Annotated in this window: 15 protein-coding genes; 6 read left to right on the forward strand and 9 right to left on the reverse strand. The window is 47.4% G+C overall.

The features are described 5' to 3' along the window. Nucleotides 1-3 precede the first annotated feature (3 nt). Entirely contained in the window at nt 4-765 is a 762-nt protein-coding gene (gene pstB, locus SFSGTM_RS13090) for a phosphate ABC transporter ATP-binding protein PstB (protein WP_162085548.1), read from the forward strand. A 51-nt stretch (nt 766-816) separates the two neighbouring features. Here pstB and glmM read toward each other — a convergent pair whose 3' ends face one another. The 4 genes from glmM to SFSGTM_RS13110 all read right to left on the reverse strand — a co-directional run bounded on the left by glmM (nt 817) and on the right by SFSGTM_RS13110 (nt 5623). Beyond that, a complete protein-coding gene (gene glmM / locus SFSGTM_RS13095; RefSeq protein ID WP_162085549.1) occupies nt 817-2172 on the reverse strand; it encodes a phosphoglucosamine mutase in 1356 nt (451 codons plus the stop codon). Beyond that, complete coding sequence (gene folP / locus SFSGTM_RS13100; protein ID WP_162085550.1) at nt 2169-3002, reverse strand: dihydropteroate synthase; 834 nt, start codon at nt 3000-3002, stop codon at nt 2169-2171. The genes glmM and folP overlap by 4 nt, the downstream gene beginning before the upstream one ends. 46 nt (nt 3003-3048) lie before the next feature. After that, the gene (gene ftsH, locus SFSGTM_RS13105; protein ID WP_162085551.1) at nt 3049-4932 is read right to left on the reverse strand and encodes an ATP-dependent zinc metalloprotease FtsH; all 1884 of its coding nucleotides are present in this window, start codon (nt 4930-4932) and stop codon (nt 3049-3051) included. A gap of 64 nt (nt 4933-4996) precedes the next feature. Further along, complete coding sequence (locus SFSGTM_RS13110) at nt 4997-5623, reverse strand: RlmE family RNA methyltransferase (protein ID WP_162085552.1); 627 nt, start codon at nt 5621-5623, stop codon at nt 4997-4999. 36 nt (nt 5624-5659) lie between these two features. Between SFSGTM_RS13110 and yhbY the strand changes: the two genes are divergently transcribed. After that, nucleotides 5660-5956, forward strand: coding sequence for a ribosome assembly RNA-binding protein YhbY (gene yhbY, locus SFSGTM_RS13115; protein ID WP_162085553.1), 297 nt, complete (start codon nt 5660-5662; stop codon nt 5954-5956). On the opposite strand, the gene SFSGTM_RS13120 is transcribed toward yhbY, so the two are convergent. The 4 genes from SFSGTM_RS13120 to carA form a co-directional block, all read right to left on the reverse strand. Then, on the reverse strand, nt 5957-6412 hold the full coding sequence (locus SFSGTM_RS13120; protein ID WP_162085554.1) for a DUF4149 domain-containing protein: 456 nt from the start codon (nt 6410-6412) through the stop codon (nt 5957-5959). Beyond that, the gene (greA, locus tag SFSGTM_RS13125; RefSeq protein ID WP_162086331.1) at nt 6412-6888 is read right to left on the reverse strand and encodes a transcription elongation factor GreA; all 477 of its coding nucleotides are present in this window, start codon (nt 6886-6888) and stop codon (nt 6412-6414) included. The genes SFSGTM_RS13120 and greA overlap by 1 nt, the downstream gene beginning before the upstream one ends. Nucleotides 6889-6908: 20 nt before the next feature. Then, complete coding sequence (gene carB / locus SFSGTM_RS13130; RefSeq protein ID WP_162085555.1) at nt 6909-10115, reverse strand: carbamoyl-phosphate synthase large subunit; 3207 nt, start codon at nt 10113-10115, stop codon at nt 6909-6911. Nucleotides 10116-10208: 93 nt separating this feature from the next. Then, nucleotides 10209-11336 (reverse strand): glutamine-hydrolyzing carbamoyl-phosphate synthase small subunit, encoded by a 1128-nt coding sequence (gene carA / locus SFSGTM_RS13135; RefSeq protein WP_162085556.1) that lies wholly within the window; start codon nt 11334-11336, stop codon nt 10209-10211. Nucleotides 11337-11461: 125 nt separating this feature from the next. Between carA and SFSGTM_RS13140 the strand changes: the two genes are divergently transcribed. Together SFSGTM_RS13140 and SFSGTM_RS13145 are read left to right on the forward strand one after the other, a co-directional pair. Next, the gene (locus SFSGTM_RS13140; protein ID WP_162085557.1) at nt 11462-12127 is read left to right on the forward strand and encodes a Crp/Fnr family transcriptional regulator; all 666 of its coding nucleotides are present in this window, start codon (nt 11462-11464) and stop codon (nt 12125-12127) included. A gap of 86 nt (nt 12128-12213) precedes the next feature. After that, complete coding sequence (locus SFSGTM_RS13145; protein ID WP_162085558.1) at nt 12214-12405, forward strand: YgaP family membrane protein; 192 nt, start codon at nt 12214-12216, stop codon at nt 12403-12405. 42 nt (nt 12406-12447) lie between these two features. Here SFSGTM_RS13145 and SFSGTM_RS13150 read toward each other — a convergent pair whose 3' ends face one another. Then, on the reverse strand, nt 12448-13524 hold the full coding sequence (locus SFSGTM_RS13150) for a calcium:cation antiporter (protein ID WP_162085559.1): 1077 nt from the start codon (nt 13522-13524) through the stop codon (nt 12448-12450). 188 nt (nt 13525-13712) lie between these two features. Between SFSGTM_RS13150 and SFSGTM_RS13155 the strand changes: the two genes are divergently transcribed. Further along, the gene (locus SFSGTM_RS13155) at nt 13713-15587 is read left to right on the forward strand and encodes a pyruvate kinase (RefSeq protein ID WP_162085560.1); all 1875 of its coding nucleotides are present in this window, start codon (nt 13713-13715) and stop codon (nt 15585-15587) included. Between the two features lie 189 nt (nt 15588-15776). After that, entirely contained in the window at nt 15777-17633 is a 1857-nt protein-coding gene (locus SFSGTM_RS13160; RefSeq protein ID WP_162085561.1) for an ABC transporter ATP-binding protein, read from the forward strand. The last annotated feature ends 232 nt before the right edge of the window (nt 17634-17865 follow it).

Raw genomic sequence — 17865 nt, forward strand, 5'->3', positions numbered from 1 at the left:
ACGATGGACATCAAACCAAAAATCAGTTTGCAGAATTTAAATTTCTTTTATGGCAAACATCATGCGCTGAAAAACATTAATCTGGATATACCTGACCATCATGTGACTGCATTCATAGGTCCATCAGGTTGCGGTAAGTCCACATTACTACGGACACTAAACCGCATGTATGACCTCTATCCTGGCCAACGTGCCGAAGGTAAGATTTTGCTGGATGGCGAAGACATACTGCAAAAAGAAACTGATTTGAACAAACTGCGTGCACGTGTAGGTATGGTTTTCCAAAAACCAACGCCATTCCCAATGTCTATTTATGACAACATCGCATTCGGTATTAAGCTATATGACAACCCTAGCCGATCGGAACTTGATGACCGTGTTGAATGGGCGTTAAAAAAAGCTGCATTGTGGAATGAAGTAAAAGACAAACTTAACCAAAGTGGTTATAGCCTTTCCGGTGGTCAACAACAACGCTTGTGTATTGCCCGTGGAATAGCGGTTAAACCCGATGTATTACTGTTAGACGAGCCAGCTTCTGCTTTGGATCCTATTTCTACCGCACGCATTGAAGAACTCATACACGAACTCAAAACCGACTACACCATCACCATAGTCACGCATAGCATGCAACAGGCAGCGCGCGTTTCAGATTACACTGCGTATATGTATCTGGGCGAAATGATGGAATTTGGTAAAACTGATGTAATTTTCACCAATCCAACAAAAAAAGAAACCGAAGATTACATTACAGGTAAATTTGGTTGATATGTAGTTGATAAGCAAAAATAAAAAAAACCGCCGCAAATGGCGGTTTTTTTATTTCACAGCATTACGTACAGCAGTCGCAATTAATTCCGCTTGTTGCCGTGCCTGATCTTCACTTTGACACTCTACCATGACCCTGATCAATGGTTCAGTACCCGACGCACGCAACACTACCCTGCCCGTTGCACCCAGTACCTGCTCAGCTGCCGCTACCGCTTCTTGAATAAGAGGTGCCTTTAAATCTACCTTGCCCATCAAACGCACATTTAACAACGTCTGTGGATACTGCTGCATATCCGCTGTGTATTGCGCCAGCGTCATCCCTACATCCTGCAGTACTTGCAGCACCTGTAGTGCCGCAATAATCCCATCACCTGTCGTATGCTTATCCAAACACAAAATATGTCCAGAAGCTTCCCCACCTAACTGCCATCCCTGTTCTGCAAGCATTTCCAACACATAACGATCGCCAACCTGAGCACGCATAAACGGAATATTCAGCCGCTCAAGTGCATGCTCCATCCCCAGATTCGTCATCAGGGTTCCAACCACGCCGCCTTTAAATTTACCCATTTGCTGGCGATATTTAGCAATAACGTAAATCAGTTGATCACCATCATAAATTACGCCATCCCTGTCTGCCATCATCAATCTATCACCATCACCATCCAAGGCAATGCCGAAATCAGCACGATGCAATTTCACTGCTGCACTTAACGTTGCAGTATGTGTTGCACCGCACTCACGATTAATATTCATACCATTAGGTTGGTTGGCTATCGCAATGACCTCGGCACCTAATTCATGCAAAACCGGAGGTGCAACATGGTAAGTGGCACCTTGCGCGCAATCCACCACAATACGCAATCCACGCAGATCACTGTCAAAAGGAAATGTACTCTTACAAAACTCAATATAGCGCGCAGCAGCATCATCTATCCGTTTTACACGCCCCAAATATGCAGAATCCATGGTTTGCATCGGACTATCCAGCATAGCTTCTATCGCTAATTCGGTTTCATCTGCCAGCTTTTGACCAGTTGCTGAAAAAAATTTAATTCCATTATCTTCATACGGATTATGCGATGCCGAAATCACCACACCAGCCTGTAACCGTAATGCTCTGGTCAAATATGCTATTGCTGGGGTGGGCATAGGTCCGACCAAACGCACATTTACACCAGCCGCGCACAAGCCTGCCTGTAATGCGGCTTCTAACATATAACCAGAAATACGTGTATCTTTACCTATCAAGACCACGGGGTTTTCACCAGCACTCAGATGGCTACGATCACTGGCCAACACCTTACCCGCTGCATAACCTAAACGCATAACAAAGTCAGGCGTAATCGGTGCTACACCAACACGACCACGCACACCATCAGTACCGAAATATTTTCTACTCATGCTACATCCCCTATCATTTTCCATACCGTAAGCGCATCTCGACAAGCAGCCACGTCATGCACTCTAATTATGTTTGCGCCCTGTTTAACCGCATACAAATGCGCAGCCAAGCCGGCTGCTAACCGCTCTTCAATCGAACGCCCCGTTATCAAACCGAGCATAGACTTACGTGACATCCCGACCAACACTGGATAATTCAAAGTTACAATACGATCCAGATGTTTTAATAACTGCAAATTTTGCGTCAAGTTTTTGCCGAAACCAAACCCTGGATCTATGACAACACGGTCACTGGCAATACCAGTGGCTAATAACAATGCAATTCGAGATTTCAGGAAATCAGTAACTGTAACTACCACATCATCATAATCCGTAAGTGCCTGCATAGTCTTAGGATTGCCTGGCATGTGCATCAAGCATAACGCAACGTTGGACTGCGCCACCACCTCTAAAGCGCCATCGGCTTGCAACGCTTCAACATCATTTACCATATGCGCACCCGCAGCAATCGCTGCACACATGACTTCAGGTTTGCGTGTATCTACCGAAACCACCACACCACAGCCACGCAAGGCGGCAATAACGGGTATTACCCTTGCAAGCTCTTCATCAACACTGACAGATTCTGCTCCTGGGCGCGTAGACTCTCCACCAATATCAACAATATCTGCTCCCGCATCAATTAGCTCATGAGCTTGTGCAACTGCGGCATCCACCGTAGCATGACGCCCACCATCAGAAAAAGAATCAGGTGTGACATTAACTATCCCCATAATACGGGGATAGCTCAGATCCAATTGAATATCAGCACACTGTAATCGCATATTCATAAAAAAAGCCGAGGCAAACCTCGGCTTAATACACTCCCTAAATTGATTACACTTCAGCCGCGGGTTTTGCCGCAGGACTGACTGGCGCGCTAGGCGTACCCCCTTGTGGTGGCACAGGCGGTACCGAAGCTAAAGGTTTTGGTGGGCGCGGCTGTAAACCATCCATAATATCTTTAATTTGATCCGCATCTATCGTTTCCCACTCCAACAATGACTTAGTCATCATTTCAACTTTGTCACGATTATCTTCCAATATCTTGCGGGCAATCGCATATTGCTCATCAATTATTCTACGGATTTCTATATCAACTTTTTGCATGGTTGACTCAGAGACGCTCTTACTACGCCCACCGAAGCCTTCTGCTTCATTGTCGCTATAAACCATGGTGCCCAACGTAGGTGACATACCCCATTGCGTCACCATGCGCCGCGCCATATCAGTTGCACGCTCAAAATCATTCGATGCACCAGTCGTCATATTGTCCATGAATACTTCTTCGGCAATACGCCCACCGAATAGCACGGATATATTTTGCAGTATTTGTATTCTGTCCATACTATAACGATCTTCTGTCGGCAACTGCATGGTCAATCCCAGTGCACGCCCACGAGGAATGATGGTTACTTTATGCACAGGATCAGTTTTATCCAGCAGATAGGCAACCACTGCATGGCCTGACTCGTGGTATGCCGTGTTCTGACGCTCATGCTCGGGCATCACCATACCCTTACGTTCCGCACCCATCATGATTTTATCTTTGGCACGTTCAAAGTCATCCATCTCAACCAGACGCTTATTACTGCGAGCCGCAAATAAAGCGGCTTCATTCACCAAATTTGCCAAATCCGCACCGGAAAAACCAGGTGTGCCACGCGCCAGAATATCAGGACGCACATCTGGTGCAGCTGGGATCTTACGCATATGCACTAACAAAATCTGCTCACGACCGCGTATATCTGGCAAGTTCACATACACCTGACGGTCAAAACGACCCGGACGTAATAAAGCTGGATCAAGTACATCAGGACGGTTAGTTGCAGCGATAACGATGACACCAGATGCACCTTCGAAACCGTCCATCTCAACCAACAACTGGTTCAAGGTTTGTTCGCGCTCGTCATTACCACCACCCATACCAGCACCACGCTGGCGACCTACCGCGTCAATTTCATCAATAAAGATAATACAGGGCGCGTGCTTTTTCGCCTGATCAAACATATCACGCACACGCGATGCACCAACGCCGACAAACATTTCCACGAAATCCGAACCTGAAATGCTGAAAAATGGCACTTTTGCCTCGCCTGCAATCGCCTTAGCCAGCAAGGTTTTACCCGTACCCGGGCTACCTGCCATTAATACACCACGTGGCACGCGACCACCCAGCTTCTGGAATTTAGATGGATCACGCAAGAAATCAACCAGTTCCGAAACCTCTTCCTTGGCTTCATCGCAACCCGCCACATCCGCAAAAGTAATCTGGTTAGTAGATTCATCCATCATTTTCGCTTTGCTTTTACCAAACGAAAACGCACCACCTTTACCCCCACCTTGCATCTGGCGCATGAAAAATACCCATACACCGATCAACAATAACATCGGGAACCAGGATATGAATATCTGCGTCAGGAATGAAGGTTCTTCTTCAGGCTTAGCTTCAATCGCAACACCATTTTTAAGTAAGTCAGAGACCATCCAGGGGTCTGATGGCGCATAGGTACTAAAACGCTTACCATCATTTTTAATACCCTTGATGACATGATTTTCTATCACGACCTTAGCGATCTGACCTTGTTTCACTTCATCAACAAACTGGGAGTAATCCATTTGCGCTTGTGCAGCTTGGTGCGAACCAAATTGATTGAACACCGTCATCATTACCAACGCAACGACCAACCATATCGCAATATTTTTAAACATATTATTCATAAACTAGCTCCAGACTGAGCGATTGTAACTATCTCAAAGACAATGATTGATTCTAACGCGTTTCCTAGGCCGGCGTCACCGATGGACGCAAATTTTTGCACAACAAATAAACCTCACTACTACGATCCCTTGACGCTTTCGGCTTCCGGGTCAGCACCTGTTCAAACACATCTCGCATTAACTTTACGTACTCCTGAAAACCCTCACCTTGAAACACTTTGACCAAAAATTGACCATTTGGTTTCAAATAAGCACTTGCAAATTCCAGCGCAAGCTCACACAAATACATGCTACGAGCCTGATCGGCAGTGGCTACACCACTCATATTGGGGGCCATATCGGAAATAACAAGGTCCACTTTACGATTATTTAATGCCAGAGCTAATTGTTCCAATGTCGCCTGTTCAGTGAAATCACCCTGAATAAAGGTTACTCCCGGAATACTATCCATCTCCAGTATATCCATAGCGATAACTTGCGCACCCTTACGCATAGCCAGTTGCGACCACCCACCCGGGGTGGCACCCAAGTCCACTACTAAAGCACCATTACGTAGCAAATGATCGCGCTCGTCTATCTCGGCCAACTTGAATGCTGCACGTGAACGATAACCTTGCGCCTTAGCCAGTTTCACATAAGGATCATTAATATGCTCTCGCATCCAAGCTTTGCTGGTTCTACTAGGCTTCATCAGATAAAATACGGGTTTGGTTTAAGGAATAACAAGATGATTAGTATTAACGCGCTACAACGTCGCTATTTACGCGCCCAAGCTCATGCTCTGCACCCTGTCGTCATGATAGGCGACGCAGGACTATCCGAAGCTGTCATGCGTGAAATTGATATTAACCTAAAAAGCCACGAATTAATTAAAATTCGCGTACTAGGTGATGATAGAGACGCACGTGCAACCATGCTAACAACAATATGTGAAACTTTAGGCGCTGTAAACGTCCAGCACATCGGCAAACTACTTATCATTTACCGCCCGGCAGAGAAACCAAAACTGGCTTTACCAAAATAATTACTTAGCCGATTGCTTAATCAACAGCACCAAGCCTAGCAGGCTTTCTATAATATAAGCAATGCGGGAAACACCATGCCAATGTGCAAAGCGATCACTAAATATGCTTTGCATAACGGCTTTAGGCATGGCTTGTTCTTTCAAACTTTCCATAATGGGCTGTATACCAAACTGCATACCTACGGTAATAAGCAACATCAACAATACAGCCCAAACAAAAGCCTGCTTAAAAGCAGCCCCGCCAAACTGGTTGATACGGAAAATCAGCAAATACACAGCACATACGATGCCAACATAGGCGATTACCGTAAACATACTACCCGCCAAGTTACCCGCAAGCTGTTTATCATCCAACTGGATAAACAAAACAGGTGCAGCAATATACCCTATCGCCCACAAGCCACCTACCCACATGACCATGGCAATTTTTTCCATCAACATACCCAGTTTAGGCATTAGATGTACTGCACTTCCAGAATTTCATATTGACGAATCCCGCCCGGCGCCATCACATCTGCTGTATCGCCCTCACTTTTACCTATCAATGCACGCGCTATGGGCGACCCTATCGATATTTTCGCTTGCTTGATATCAGCCTCATCATCACCCACAATTTGATAAGTGACTTGCTCGCCCGTTTCCAGCTCTTCCAGCATTACAGTAGCACCGAAAACGATACGCCCTTCGGTGTCTAGTGTTGCAGGGTCGATAATTTGTGCGGTGGACAGTTTACCTTCCAGATCCGCAATCCGCCCCTCAATAAAACCCTGCTTTTCTTTCGCTGCATCGTATTCTGCGTTTTCTGACAAGTCACCTTGTGCGCGCGCTTCGGCAATAGCCTGAATCACTGCATGACGCTCTACAGTTTTGAGTTGATGCAACTCATCACGCAACATTTGCGCGCCTTTAACAGTTAACGGAGTTTTAATCATCATGTTCATCTTACTTTTCCTCAGGCATTAAGTTGCCCATGTAATCCCTGTAAATCATACACGTTCAATTCACTCATCGCCTGCATACCTATACATGCTGCTCTCGCACCTGCCAAAGTAGTGTAATAGGTAACTCGATGCGCTAACGCAGCACGACGTATTTCAACAGAATCACGCACAGCACGTTTATCATCGACCACATTAACGATAAAGCTAATCTCTTTATTTTTAATCATATCCACCACATGTGGACGACCTTCAGCAACTTTATTCACTACAGTCACCGCCATGCCACCCGCACTTAATGCAGACGCGGTACCACGTGTTGCATATAACTCGAACCCTAATGCCAGTAACTGCGCACCGATTTCCAGTATTTTCTGTTTATCCGCATTACGAACACTAATAAAGGCACGCCCATCTTTAGGCAGTTTCACACTGGCGGCAAGTTGTGACTTCACAAATGCTTCAGCAAATGTCTTGCCCACGCCCATGACCTCACCAGTAGACTTCATCTCAGGTCCAAGCAGGGTATCAACACCCTGGAATTTGGCGAAAGGAAACACAGCTTCCTTAACTGAATAATACGGTGGAACGACTTCACGTGTAATTCCCTGTGCTGCCAAGCTAACGCCTGCCATACAACGAGCCGCCACTTTAGCCAATTGCACACCTGTTGCCTTGGATACAAAAGGCACAGTCCGCGAAGCGCGTGGATTCACTTCCAGCACGTAAACAGTCTCGCCTTGCAAAGCAAACTGCACATTCATCAAGCCCACCACATTCAATGCTTTTGCCATCGCTACAGTTTGGCGGCGTATCTCATCCTGAATCTCAGCTGACAAGCTATATGGAGGCAATGAACAGGCAGAATCGCCAGAATGAACACCCGCCTGTTCAATATGTTCCATGATACCGCCAATAACGACATCCACACCATCGGACACTGCATCTACGTCTATTTCAATCGCATCATTCAAGAACCTGTCCAACAGCACAGGTGAATCATTGGAGACTTTAACTGCTTCACGCATATAGCGTTGCAAATCTTCTTCAGCACGTACGATTTCCATCGCCCGCCCACCTAATACATAGGAAGGACGCACAACTAACGGATAACCAATTTCCGCAGCACCTGCCATCGCTTCTTCAGCTGACCGCGCAGTACGGTTAGGCGGCTGTTTCAGGCCCAACCCCATCAACATTTGCTGGAAACGCTCACGGTCTTCCGCACAATCTATCATGTCTGGAGTAGTACCAATAATTGGTGTACCAAAGGCTTCCAGCTCGCGCGCCAGTTTCAATGGTGTTTGGCCACCATATTGAACAATCACACCTACCGGTTTTTCGATGCGCACGATTTCTAACACATCTTCCAAAGTTAACGACTCGAAATACAACCTGTCTGATGTATCGTAATCGGTAGAAACAGTTTCCGGATTACAGTTAACCATAATGGTTTCATAACCATCTTCACGCATCGCCAGCGCTGCGTGTACGCAGCAATAATCAAATTCGATACCTTGACCGATACGGTTTGGACCACCACCCAGCACCATAATTTTTTTACGATCAGTTGGACGTGATTCGCACTCTTCCTCATAGGTTGAATACATATAAGCAGTAGACGTCGAAAACTCGGCCGCACAAGTATCCACCCGTTTATATACGGGATGAATATCCAGCTCCCAGCGTCGCGCACGGACTTCATTCTTATCACTGTTTAGCAATTTAGCCAAACGACGATCAGCAAAGCCATTGCGCTTCAAACGACGAATTTCAGTCGCATCCAGATCAGCTAACTGTTTACCTTGCAAACTCGCTTCATCAGCTACCAGCGCCTGTATCTGCACCAAGAACCAAGGATCAATTTTGGTGAAAGCAAACACTTCATCCATACTCATACCGATACGGAACGCATCAGCAACGTACCACAAACGCTCAGGGCCAGGATTACCGATTTCCGCTTCAATAATGTCACGATCCAAACTGAGAGAATCCAGTCCATCCATACCCGTTTCCAAACCACGCAATGCTTTTTGCAATGATTCACGGAAAGTACGCCCCATCGCCATCACCTCACCCACAGATTTCATCTGCGTGGTTAAACGATCATTAGCTTGCGGGAATTTCTCAAAAGCAAAACGTGGGATTTTAGTGACTACGTAATCGATACTAGGCTCAAATGACGCTGGCGTTGCGCCGCCAGTAATATCATTCTGCAATTCATCCAGCGTATACCCCACCGCCAGTTTTGCAGCGATTTTTGCAATCGGGAAACCTGTGGCTTTCGAAGCCAAAGCAGACGAACGCGACACGCGCGGATTCATCTCGATAACCACCATGCGCCCATCAACTGGGTTAATACCAAACTGTACGTTAGAGCCGCCTGTTTCCACGCCGATCTCACGCAATACCGCAATCGAAGCATTACGCAATATCTGATATTCACGGTCAGTCAATGTCTGCGCAGGGGCAACGGTAATCGAATCACCGGTATGCACGCCCATAGGATCCAAGTTTTCAATGGAGCAAACGATGATGCAATTATCATTACGATCACGCACCACCTCCATCTCGTATTCTTTCCAGCCTATGAGTGACTCTTCTATCAACAACTCTTTAGTTGGTGAGGCTTCCAGACCACGTTCGCAAATCTCAACGAACTCTTCCCGGTTGTAAGCAATACCTCCACCCGTACCCCCCATCGTGAAAGACGGACGAATAATCGTGGGATAGCCTAACACCGCCTTAACCTGCAATGCCTCTTCCATGCTATGCGCTATCATGGAATGCGGTGAAGCCAAACCAATACGCGTCATTGCCTGCTTGAATTTTTCGCGATCTTCAGCCATGTCGATAGCTTCACGCGACGCACCTATCATTTCAACTTTGTATTTTTCCAGCACACCATGTTTAGCTAAATCTAACGCACAATTCAGTGCAGTTTGACCGCCCATAGTAGGCAATACAGCGTCTGGGCGCTCTTTTTCTATGATTTTTTCCAGCACCTGCCAGGTAATCGGCTCGATGTAGGTTACATCGGCCATGTCTGGGTCAGTCATGATAGTCGCTGGGTTAGAGTTCACCAGTATGACTTTGTAACCTTCTTCACGCAGCGCCTTACACGCCTGCGCGCCAGAATAGTCAAATTCACACGCCTGGCCTATGACAATAGGGCCGGCACCAATAATCAGTATGCTATGTAAGTCTGTACGCTTGGGCATAATTTTTCTAGCAAGATTAATGCAGCGATATATAACTCATTATCATCGCCACGAACAACATAAGCCGATGAACATTCATCGGCTCCAAATAACTTATCGCGCCTGCATCAGTGCGACAAATCGATCAAACAAATAGTCCACATCATGTGGGCCAGGACTGGCTTCAGGGTGACCCTGGAAGCAGAATGCCGGCACATCAGTTCGCGCAAATCCCTGCAACGAACCATCAAACAATGACACGTGCGTCACTTTCACATTCGCTGGCAAGCTATCCATATCCACAGCAAAACCATGATTTTGACTGGTAATAGAAACACGACCCGTTTCAAGATCTTTTACTGGATGATTAGCGCCATGATGACCAAACTTCATCTTCATGGTTTTTGCGCCTGATGCCAACGCCAACAATTGATGACCCAGACAGATGCCAAAAGTCGGGATACCGGTTGCAACCAATTCCGTAATGGCTGCAATTGCATAATCACACGGCTCAGGATCGCCTGGACCGTTAGACAAGAAAATACCATCTGGATTTAATGCCAGCGCATCTTGAGCGGTCGCTTGCGCTGGTAACACGGTGACTTTACAACCACGCGCTGCCAGCATACGCAGAATATTACGCTTAACACCATAATCAAACGCCACGACATGATAGGGTTGCTGCACAGGGGTAATAAAACCTTTGCCCAACGCCCATTCACCTTCCTGCCAGGTGTAAGAAACTTTAGTTGACACCACTTTAGCCAAGTCCATACCAGCCAGACCAGGGAAAGCACGCGCCAGACGCAACGCTTCAGCATCGTCAACTTCACCCGCCATAATACAACCCGATTGCGCGCCAGTTTCACGCAACACACGGGTTAAACGACGCGTATCGATATCGGCAATTGCAACAATATTTTGCGCAGCCAGATAATCAGCCAAAGAAGAAGTAGAACGGAAATTACTGGCCAGCAATGGTAAATCACGTATAACCAAACCTGCGGCATGAATCTGAGTAGATTCCACATCTGCAGGGTTAGCACCGGTATTACCAATATGCGGGTAGGTCAACGTAACGATTTGACGGGAATAAGAAGGGTCAGTCAGGATTTCCTGATAGCCAGTCATAGCGGTATTAAATACCACCTCACCAACAGTTGAGCCTAACGCGCCGATGGAAACACCGCGAAAAACTGTTCCATCAGCAAGCACCAAGATAGCGGATTGGGCATGCGACAAGGGAGTACTCCAGTGTAAGGCTTATACAAAGAAGCGGGCAAGGTTCGCACCACGCCCGCTTCTGCAAGAATTTCGTAATTTTACCGCAACTGGACGATAACTTCAATCTGCATTACATTATGCCCATGATCAATACCGCTATAATCACGCGCTTACAGCAGCATTACCCAGCACTGCAAACCCTGTCTGGCGAGCAACTTAACCTGCTATTACCTGACCCGCGCGTTATCTCGTTACCCGCAGGCACCATAGTATTTGATGAGAATCAAACCTGCCAAGGCTTTCCCATGTTGCTGTCGGGCAGCATACGTGTCATTAAAGCCGCCCCTAACGGGCGTGAATTACAACTATATCGCGTCCACCCCGGCGAAAGTTGCATACTCACCAGCAGCTGCCTATTGGGTCACAGCCATTACACTGCCCGTGGCATCGTTGAACACGATGCAGAATTACTGATGCTTACTACCAGCAACTTTAATCATCTCATTCAACACCATACCCAATTTCGCGATTACATATTTCACTTATTCGCGGAACGACTAACCGACTTAATGCAACTCGTAACCGCTGTCGCTTTTCAGAAACTGGATCAACGCCTTGCTGCCACCCTGATAAAAAGAAATGCGCCCATACTATCCACCCATCAAGCATTAGCTGACGAGCTTGGCAGCTCACGTGAAATTATCAGTCGCATCCTCAAGGGATTTGCTGATCAGGGCTGGGTATCATTGGGACGCGAACAAATTGAAATAGTGAACCAGACTGCACTAAAACAGCTGGCAGAATTTTAATTGATGCTATGTGACATTTGTCACAGACTATTCAACAGGATGCGCTAAACTAGGCACTTCATTAACCCTCACACAAGGAGCACATCATGGGCTGCAATACAGGTGGAATAGATCGTGTACTACGTATTATCGTAGGTCTGGCATTAATCGCATTAGCCGCAACCAATACAGTGGGTGCGTGGGGATGGATAGGCGTAGTGCCATTACTGACCGGCATATTCAGTTTCTGCCCTGTTTATACCCTGCTAGGATTAAACACCTGCAAAACCAAAAAATAATTCCATAGCGGCCTCTTGCATCATGCCAAGTGGCCGCTTTGCTTAAATCACGCCAATAACCACCAACATAATAAACGCTGCGAATAGGGCAAAATGACTCACTCCTTCAATAGCGTTAGTCTCGCCGTCATGTAAATTATTCATCACAGTCACAAAAGTCAGCAATAACACACCACCTTGTATCGGCGTCAATGCCATCACAATACGCTCACCATTCAGCAGAGCCAACGCCTCTATCACCGGCAAGGTCAACAACACTGTCGCCAACGATGCGCCCAGTGCAATATTTACCGTCGTCTGCATACGATTATTTTGCGCTGCCCGTAACGCTGTCAAAATTTCAGGGCTAGCAGAAATTAACGCAACCAGCACTGCTGGAATAGCCTTGGGCAAATCACTTCCATGCAAACCTGCATCCAGCAATACCGACATCACCTCAGACAACAACCCCACTAGCACTATCGCCACGACCATAATTGACACATGCAAACTATTCGGGCTATGCAACACATCATGCACCTCATCGCCAACGCCACTGGAGTATTCAAAAAAGGTACGATGTTCCACCGTCTGCAAGCGTAAAAAAGCGATATACATCATCGCCATCACCGCAATGGAAAACACAGAATAAATTTCCCACTTAGATTCAGGTACAAAATCAGGAATAAACATCCCCACCCCTATCGCCACCATCAACATCGCAATATAGGAGTTTGCCGAATCCAGATTGTATTTGGCACTACCATGCTTCAACCCAGCTACGATTGCTGCCAGACCCAATATGCCATTAATATCAAACATCATCGCCGCAAACACCGTATCACGCGCCAGCGTAGGATTCGGCTCACCCTGCAACAACACCACCAGTATCACCACCTCAACCGACACCGCCGCCAGCGTCAAAATCAGCGTGCCATAAGGCTCGCCCAACCGCAACGCCAGGATTTCCGCATGATGACTAATCCGGAACGCCACTGCAATAATCGCCGTCAATATCACCAGCAATCCAGTCCAGAGCAAACCACCACCCTGCGCTACAACCGCGTGCTCAAACACATATCCCAACCCCAGAACAATAAGTGCCACAACGACAGGCAGTTCAGATTTAAGACTTTTCATGAGTTTGGATTCCATTTCGATATTTACAATAACTAGCGAGCACAGTTTAACACAGCCACAATATTGTCATAATGTTAGAATTGACCCCTTGCTTTTTCCACACACTCCACACCTGTCACCTAATGTTCACACTAACGTCGTAAACTGACATCTCATTGTAATGTAAAGTTAAATTGAGGTTGTTTAATATGTCGGCAGCGCAAAATAGTGTCAGCGAAATTAGCTCTCTCCTGCAAGAGGCTACAGCTTTACGCACAGCATTAATTACTGTTCAAACGCAGTTACTCGCCAACTGGCACGCTCATCTTAATCTTCCACACTACTTGCCCAGCGCTGCGAATCTGGCGGCTTATATTGGGCTGCGTCGTAATGATTTGCGCGCATTACAGATTCGATTAGCGCGCGTTGGTCTTTCTTCATTAGGCCGCTGTGAAAGCCATGTGCTGGCGACACTGGATGCGGTGTCGTATGCGCTCGCCATGATGGATGGGGCGACAGCGCTGTATTGCCCAATAACTGACATTAACCACACCATGACACGCGAACAGTCATTGCTCCGTGAAAACACAATATCGCTATTTCCGCGCACCGATAATAAGCCTGGCACGCTGATGATGGTCACCATGCCCAGTGAAGCTGCGGACGACTTTGCACTGGTGCGCGACATGATCAGCGCAGGTATGGATTGCGCACGCATTAATTGCTCACATGACGACGCAGCAAAATGGGGCAATATGGTCACCCACATACGCCAGGCCGCTAAGGAAGTTACACGCGAGTGCCTGATCATGTTCGATTTAGCAGGGCCTAAACTACGAACCGGCGAGATGTCGCCTGAACCGCCTATCCTGCACATCAAAATCAAGCGCGATCAATATGGTGACATTATCGCGCCGACCGAAATCGTACTTGATGGCACAGGCAACCCCGGCACATCTGCCAGCACCGATCCAGCTGGGAAAAACCACCCCGCCAGATTAAGCGTACCGGCCAAATGGCTACAAAGGCTAAAGGCAGGCGACACCATCAAATTCCATGATGCGGGCAAACGCAAACGTGAATTTATCGTGACATCATGCCTGGCAAACAACGAAGTTATCGTAACCTGCGCAAAAGGCGCTTATATTGCACCAGACACTGTACTGGAACATGTGAGCAACAAATACAAAGACAACAAAACCACCACAAGCGAATTCAATGCCCCACCAGCTCGGATACATGTAGAGAAAAACGATGTCATATTACTCATGCGCGCCCAACAGTCAGGTCAACCAGAACAACGTGACAAACGCGGCAACATCACCCTGCCCGCCCGCATAGCCTGCACCGCCCCAGAAATATTTGAATTCATAAAAGCAGGACATGCCGTATGGATAGATGACGGACGCATAGGTTGCCTGATAGAAGAAATCGACGCGCAGGGCGCATGGTTACGGGTAACGCAGGTAAAACCTGGTGGTGAACACATAGCCGCTGAAAAAGGCCTGAATTTCCCCGACAGCAAACTGGTCTTACCCGCACTCACCGCAAAAGACATCAGCGACCTGGATTTTGTAGCACAGCACGCAGACATCGTCGGGTTATCATTCACCCAGCAAGCAGACGACGTTGATCAATTACGTGCCGCCTTAATCCAGCGCAACGCCGGCAATCTGGGCATAGTAGCCAAAATAGAAACCCGTGCAGCAGTCAAAAACCTGCCTGAAATCATAGTACACGGTGCAGGCAAAGGCGCATTCGGCATCATGATTGCACGCGGCGACCTGGCCGTAGAAATCGGCTATGAGCGGCTGGCAGAAATACAGGAAGAAATATTATGGCTATGTGAAGCCGCCCACATCCCCGTCATCTGGGCCACACAAGTACTGGAAAGCCTGGTAAAACAAGGTCTGCCGTCACGCGCAGAAATCACCGATGCAGCAATGTCAGAACGAGCCGAATGCGTCATGCTTAACAAAGGCCCCTACATCGTACACGGCATATCCGTGCTAAACAGCATCATTACCCGCATGCAAGCGCATCAGGATAAAAAGACCCCGCAATATCGTGCGTTGCATTGGTAATGCAGCTTAAGCGTAAAGTGACAATGGGTGGCTATCGACTGTCAGGCCCGACACCTTCATTCCGCTAACAACGGGCATGCTTTTCATGATGGTAGCTAACTCTGAACTTCAGTCACGCTAAACAGTTCATAAAAACTACCGGCTTTGCCGGGGAATGCATACTAAGTAATAGAAAACGTCGAAACCAATATGTTTAAATTTCTCGAATCTCTTATCCATGGTACCAGAGCACACAAGGCGACAGTGCCCCCTGCAGGTCTGCTTGCTTTCTATTGGCATTTCATCAGGCAAACACCATGGTTTTACGTGGCTATGCTAGCCGGCAGCCTGAGCGTTGTCTTGGTAGATATGACGCTTCCTATTTTTATGGGCAAGTTGGTCTCGTTGATGAGCGCGCCAGATCCAACCACCGCGCTGGCGGCACAAACTACGGGGTTGTGGATCATGCTAGTGGTGGTGCTCATTGTAAGACCATTTCTCCAGTTCGCTGATACTGCGATACGTCTCAATGCGTTGATTCCAGGTGTCACCACTCTGATACGCTGGCAAAGCCATTGGCATGTAGTACGTCAGAGCTTGCTATTCTTCCAGAAAGATTTTTCCGGACGTATTGCCAACCGTGTCCTGCAAACAGCACATTCGTTGCGCGAAAGCGTGATATTGGCCATCCGAGGGGTATTGTATTTTTTTAGCTGGGGTATTTTGACGCTGATATTGATCTCCGGCTTCAATTGGAGACTATCCCTGCCTACTCTAATCTGGCTACTGGCGTATGTGGCCTTCCTGCGATTTTTTGTACCGCGTTTGTGCGAGTTGGCCAAACAAAGCGCGGATGCAGACTCAATGGTGACAGCACGCGTAGTCGATACCTATTCCAACATTCTGACCGTCAAACTATTTGCCCGCATCGTTGATGAGGATGCCTACGTGCGCGAGGTTATGGACGAACATCAGGTAGCCAGCGCCCTGCATATGCGTATGGAGACTCGCTTTGAACTCACACTAAGAATGTTGAATGCGCTGTTATTGGCGAGCACGGCAGTGATAGGAGTGAGTCTTTGGAAGCAGGGGCTGATTAGCACCAGTCAACTAGTGGTCGCATTGCCCCTAGTCTGGCAAATCACCAATATGGCCAGCTATATAGCCTCTAGCTCTGCAAGTATTTTTGAGGGTATAGGTACGGTACAGAGCGGCATAGAAACCATTGCCGTCCCCCATGCCCTGATTGACGACACTGCTGCTAAACCAATTAAAGTTACGCAAGGGGAGATTCGTTTTGAGCAAGTGACTTTCGCTTATGACGTAGGTAAGCATGTACTCAATAACATCGATTTAACTGTGCATCCCGGTGAGCGAATCGGATTGATTGGACGGTCTGGTGCGGGTAAATCGACGCTGGTTAACTTGTTGTTGCGTTTTTTCGATATCGATCAGGGTCGTATTACTATCGATGGGCAGGATATTCGGCACATCACGCAAGAAAGCCTGCGCACCCAAATTGGGCTGGTCACACAGGACACCTCGCTGCTGCACCGCTCAATTGCAGACAATATTCGCTATGGTCGTCCGCAGGCAACGCAGGCAGATATTGAAACGGCGGCACGACAAGCACAGGCTCACGACTTCATTATGCAACTGCGCGACTGGAATGGCAGAGAAGGCTACCAAGCTCATGTTGGCGAGCGTGGTGTGAAACTTTCTGGTGGGCAACGCCAACGTGTGGCGATTGCCCGCGTTATCCTCAAAGATGCGCCCATCCTATTACTCGATGAAGCAACTTCAGCATTAGATAGCGAGATTGAGGCTAGCATCCAAGAGCAACTAGTGGGCTTGATGGACGGCAAGACGGTGATCGCCATTGCACATCGACTATCTACCATCGCGCATATGGATAGACTAATTGTACTCGACCAAGGCCAAATCGTTGAGCAAGGCACACACCACGAGTTACTGCAAAAGAACGGACTCTATGCGGCACTATGGCAATATCAGTCAGGAGGTTTTCTTGCGGATGCGTTGCCCGAGGGCATGAGCCGCATCCAGTAGGTTTTGTCTAAATAGTTGAATTTTAAAACCTGAGGGGAGTGTCTGACATTTGACATTTTTACCCTGAATATAACTAGCAGGGATTCCAGCCTGAGGACTTAATAAACCACATTCACCGCATCATTACCCATATTACGAGCACATCAAGATAAAAAGACCCCGCAATATTGCACGTTGCATAGGTAATTGGTTCAACCCCACCCCTTTCTGCGCCACCGTGTAGTGGTGAACA

Source organism: Sulfuriferula nivalis (assembly GCF_009937995.1).
Lineage (GTDB): Bacteria > Pseudomonadota > Gammaproteobacteria > Burkholderiales > Sulfuriferulaceae > Sulfuriferula > Sulfuriferula nivalis.

What these genes read in the sequence shown, in the direction of transcription:
- pstB (WP_162085548.1), top strand. Translation starts at nt 4, where the DNA reads ATGGACATCAAACCAAAAATCAGTTTGCAGAATTTAAATTTCTTTTAT.
- glmM (WP_162085549.1), bottom strand. Translation starts at nt 2,172, where the DNA reads ATGAGTAGAAAATATTTCGGTACTGATGGTGTGCGTGGTCGTGTTGGT.
- folP (WP_162085550.1), bottom strand. Translation starts at nt 3,002, where the DNA reads ATGAATATGCGATTACAGTGTGCTGATATTCAATTGGATCTGAGCTAT.
- ftsH (WP_162085551.1), bottom strand. Translation starts at nt 4,932, where the DNA reads ATGAATAATATGTTTAAAAATATTGCGATATGGTTGGTCGTTGCGTTG.
- SFSGTM_RS13110 (WP_162085552.1), bottom strand. Translation starts at nt 5,623, where the DNA reads ATGAAGCCTAGTAGAACCAGCAAAGCTTGGATGCGAGAGCATATTAAT.
- yhbY (WP_162085553.1), top strand. Translation starts at nt 5,660, where the DNA reads ATGATTAGTATTAACGCGCTACAACGTCGCTATTTACGCGCCCAAGCT.
- SFSGTM_RS13120 (WP_162085554.1), bottom strand. Translation starts at nt 6,412, where the DNA reads ATGCCTAAACTGGGTATGTTGATGGAAAAAATTGCCATGGTCATGTGG.
- greA (WP_162086331.1), bottom strand. Translation starts at nt 6,888, where the DNA reads ATGATTAAAACTCCGTTAACTGTTAAAGGCGCGCAAATGTTGCGTGAT.
- carB (WP_162085555.1), bottom strand. Translation starts at nt 10,115, where the DNA reads ATGCCCAAGCGTACAGACTTACATAGCATACTGATTATTGGTGCCGGC.
- SFSGTM_RS13140 (WP_162085557.1), top strand. Translation starts at nt 11,462, where the DNA reads ATGATCAATACCGCTATAATCACGCGCTTACAGCAGCATTACCCAGCA.
- SFSGTM_RS13145 (WP_162085558.1), top strand. Translation starts at nt 12,214, where the DNA reads ATGGGCTGCAATACAGGTGGAATAGATCGTGTACTACGTATTATCGTA.
- SFSGTM_RS13150 (WP_162085559.1), bottom strand. Translation starts at nt 13,524, where the DNA reads ATGAAAAGTCTTAAATCTGAACTGCCTGTCGTTGTGGCACTTATTGTT.
- SFSGTM_RS13155 (WP_162085560.1), top strand. Translation starts at nt 13,713, where the DNA reads ATGTCGGCAGCGCAAAATAGTGTCAGCGAAATTAGCTCTCTCCTGCAA.
- SFSGTM_RS13160 (WP_162085561.1), top strand. Translation starts at nt 15,777, where the DNA reads ATGTTTAAATTTCTCGAATCTCTTATCCATGGTACCAGAGCACACAAG.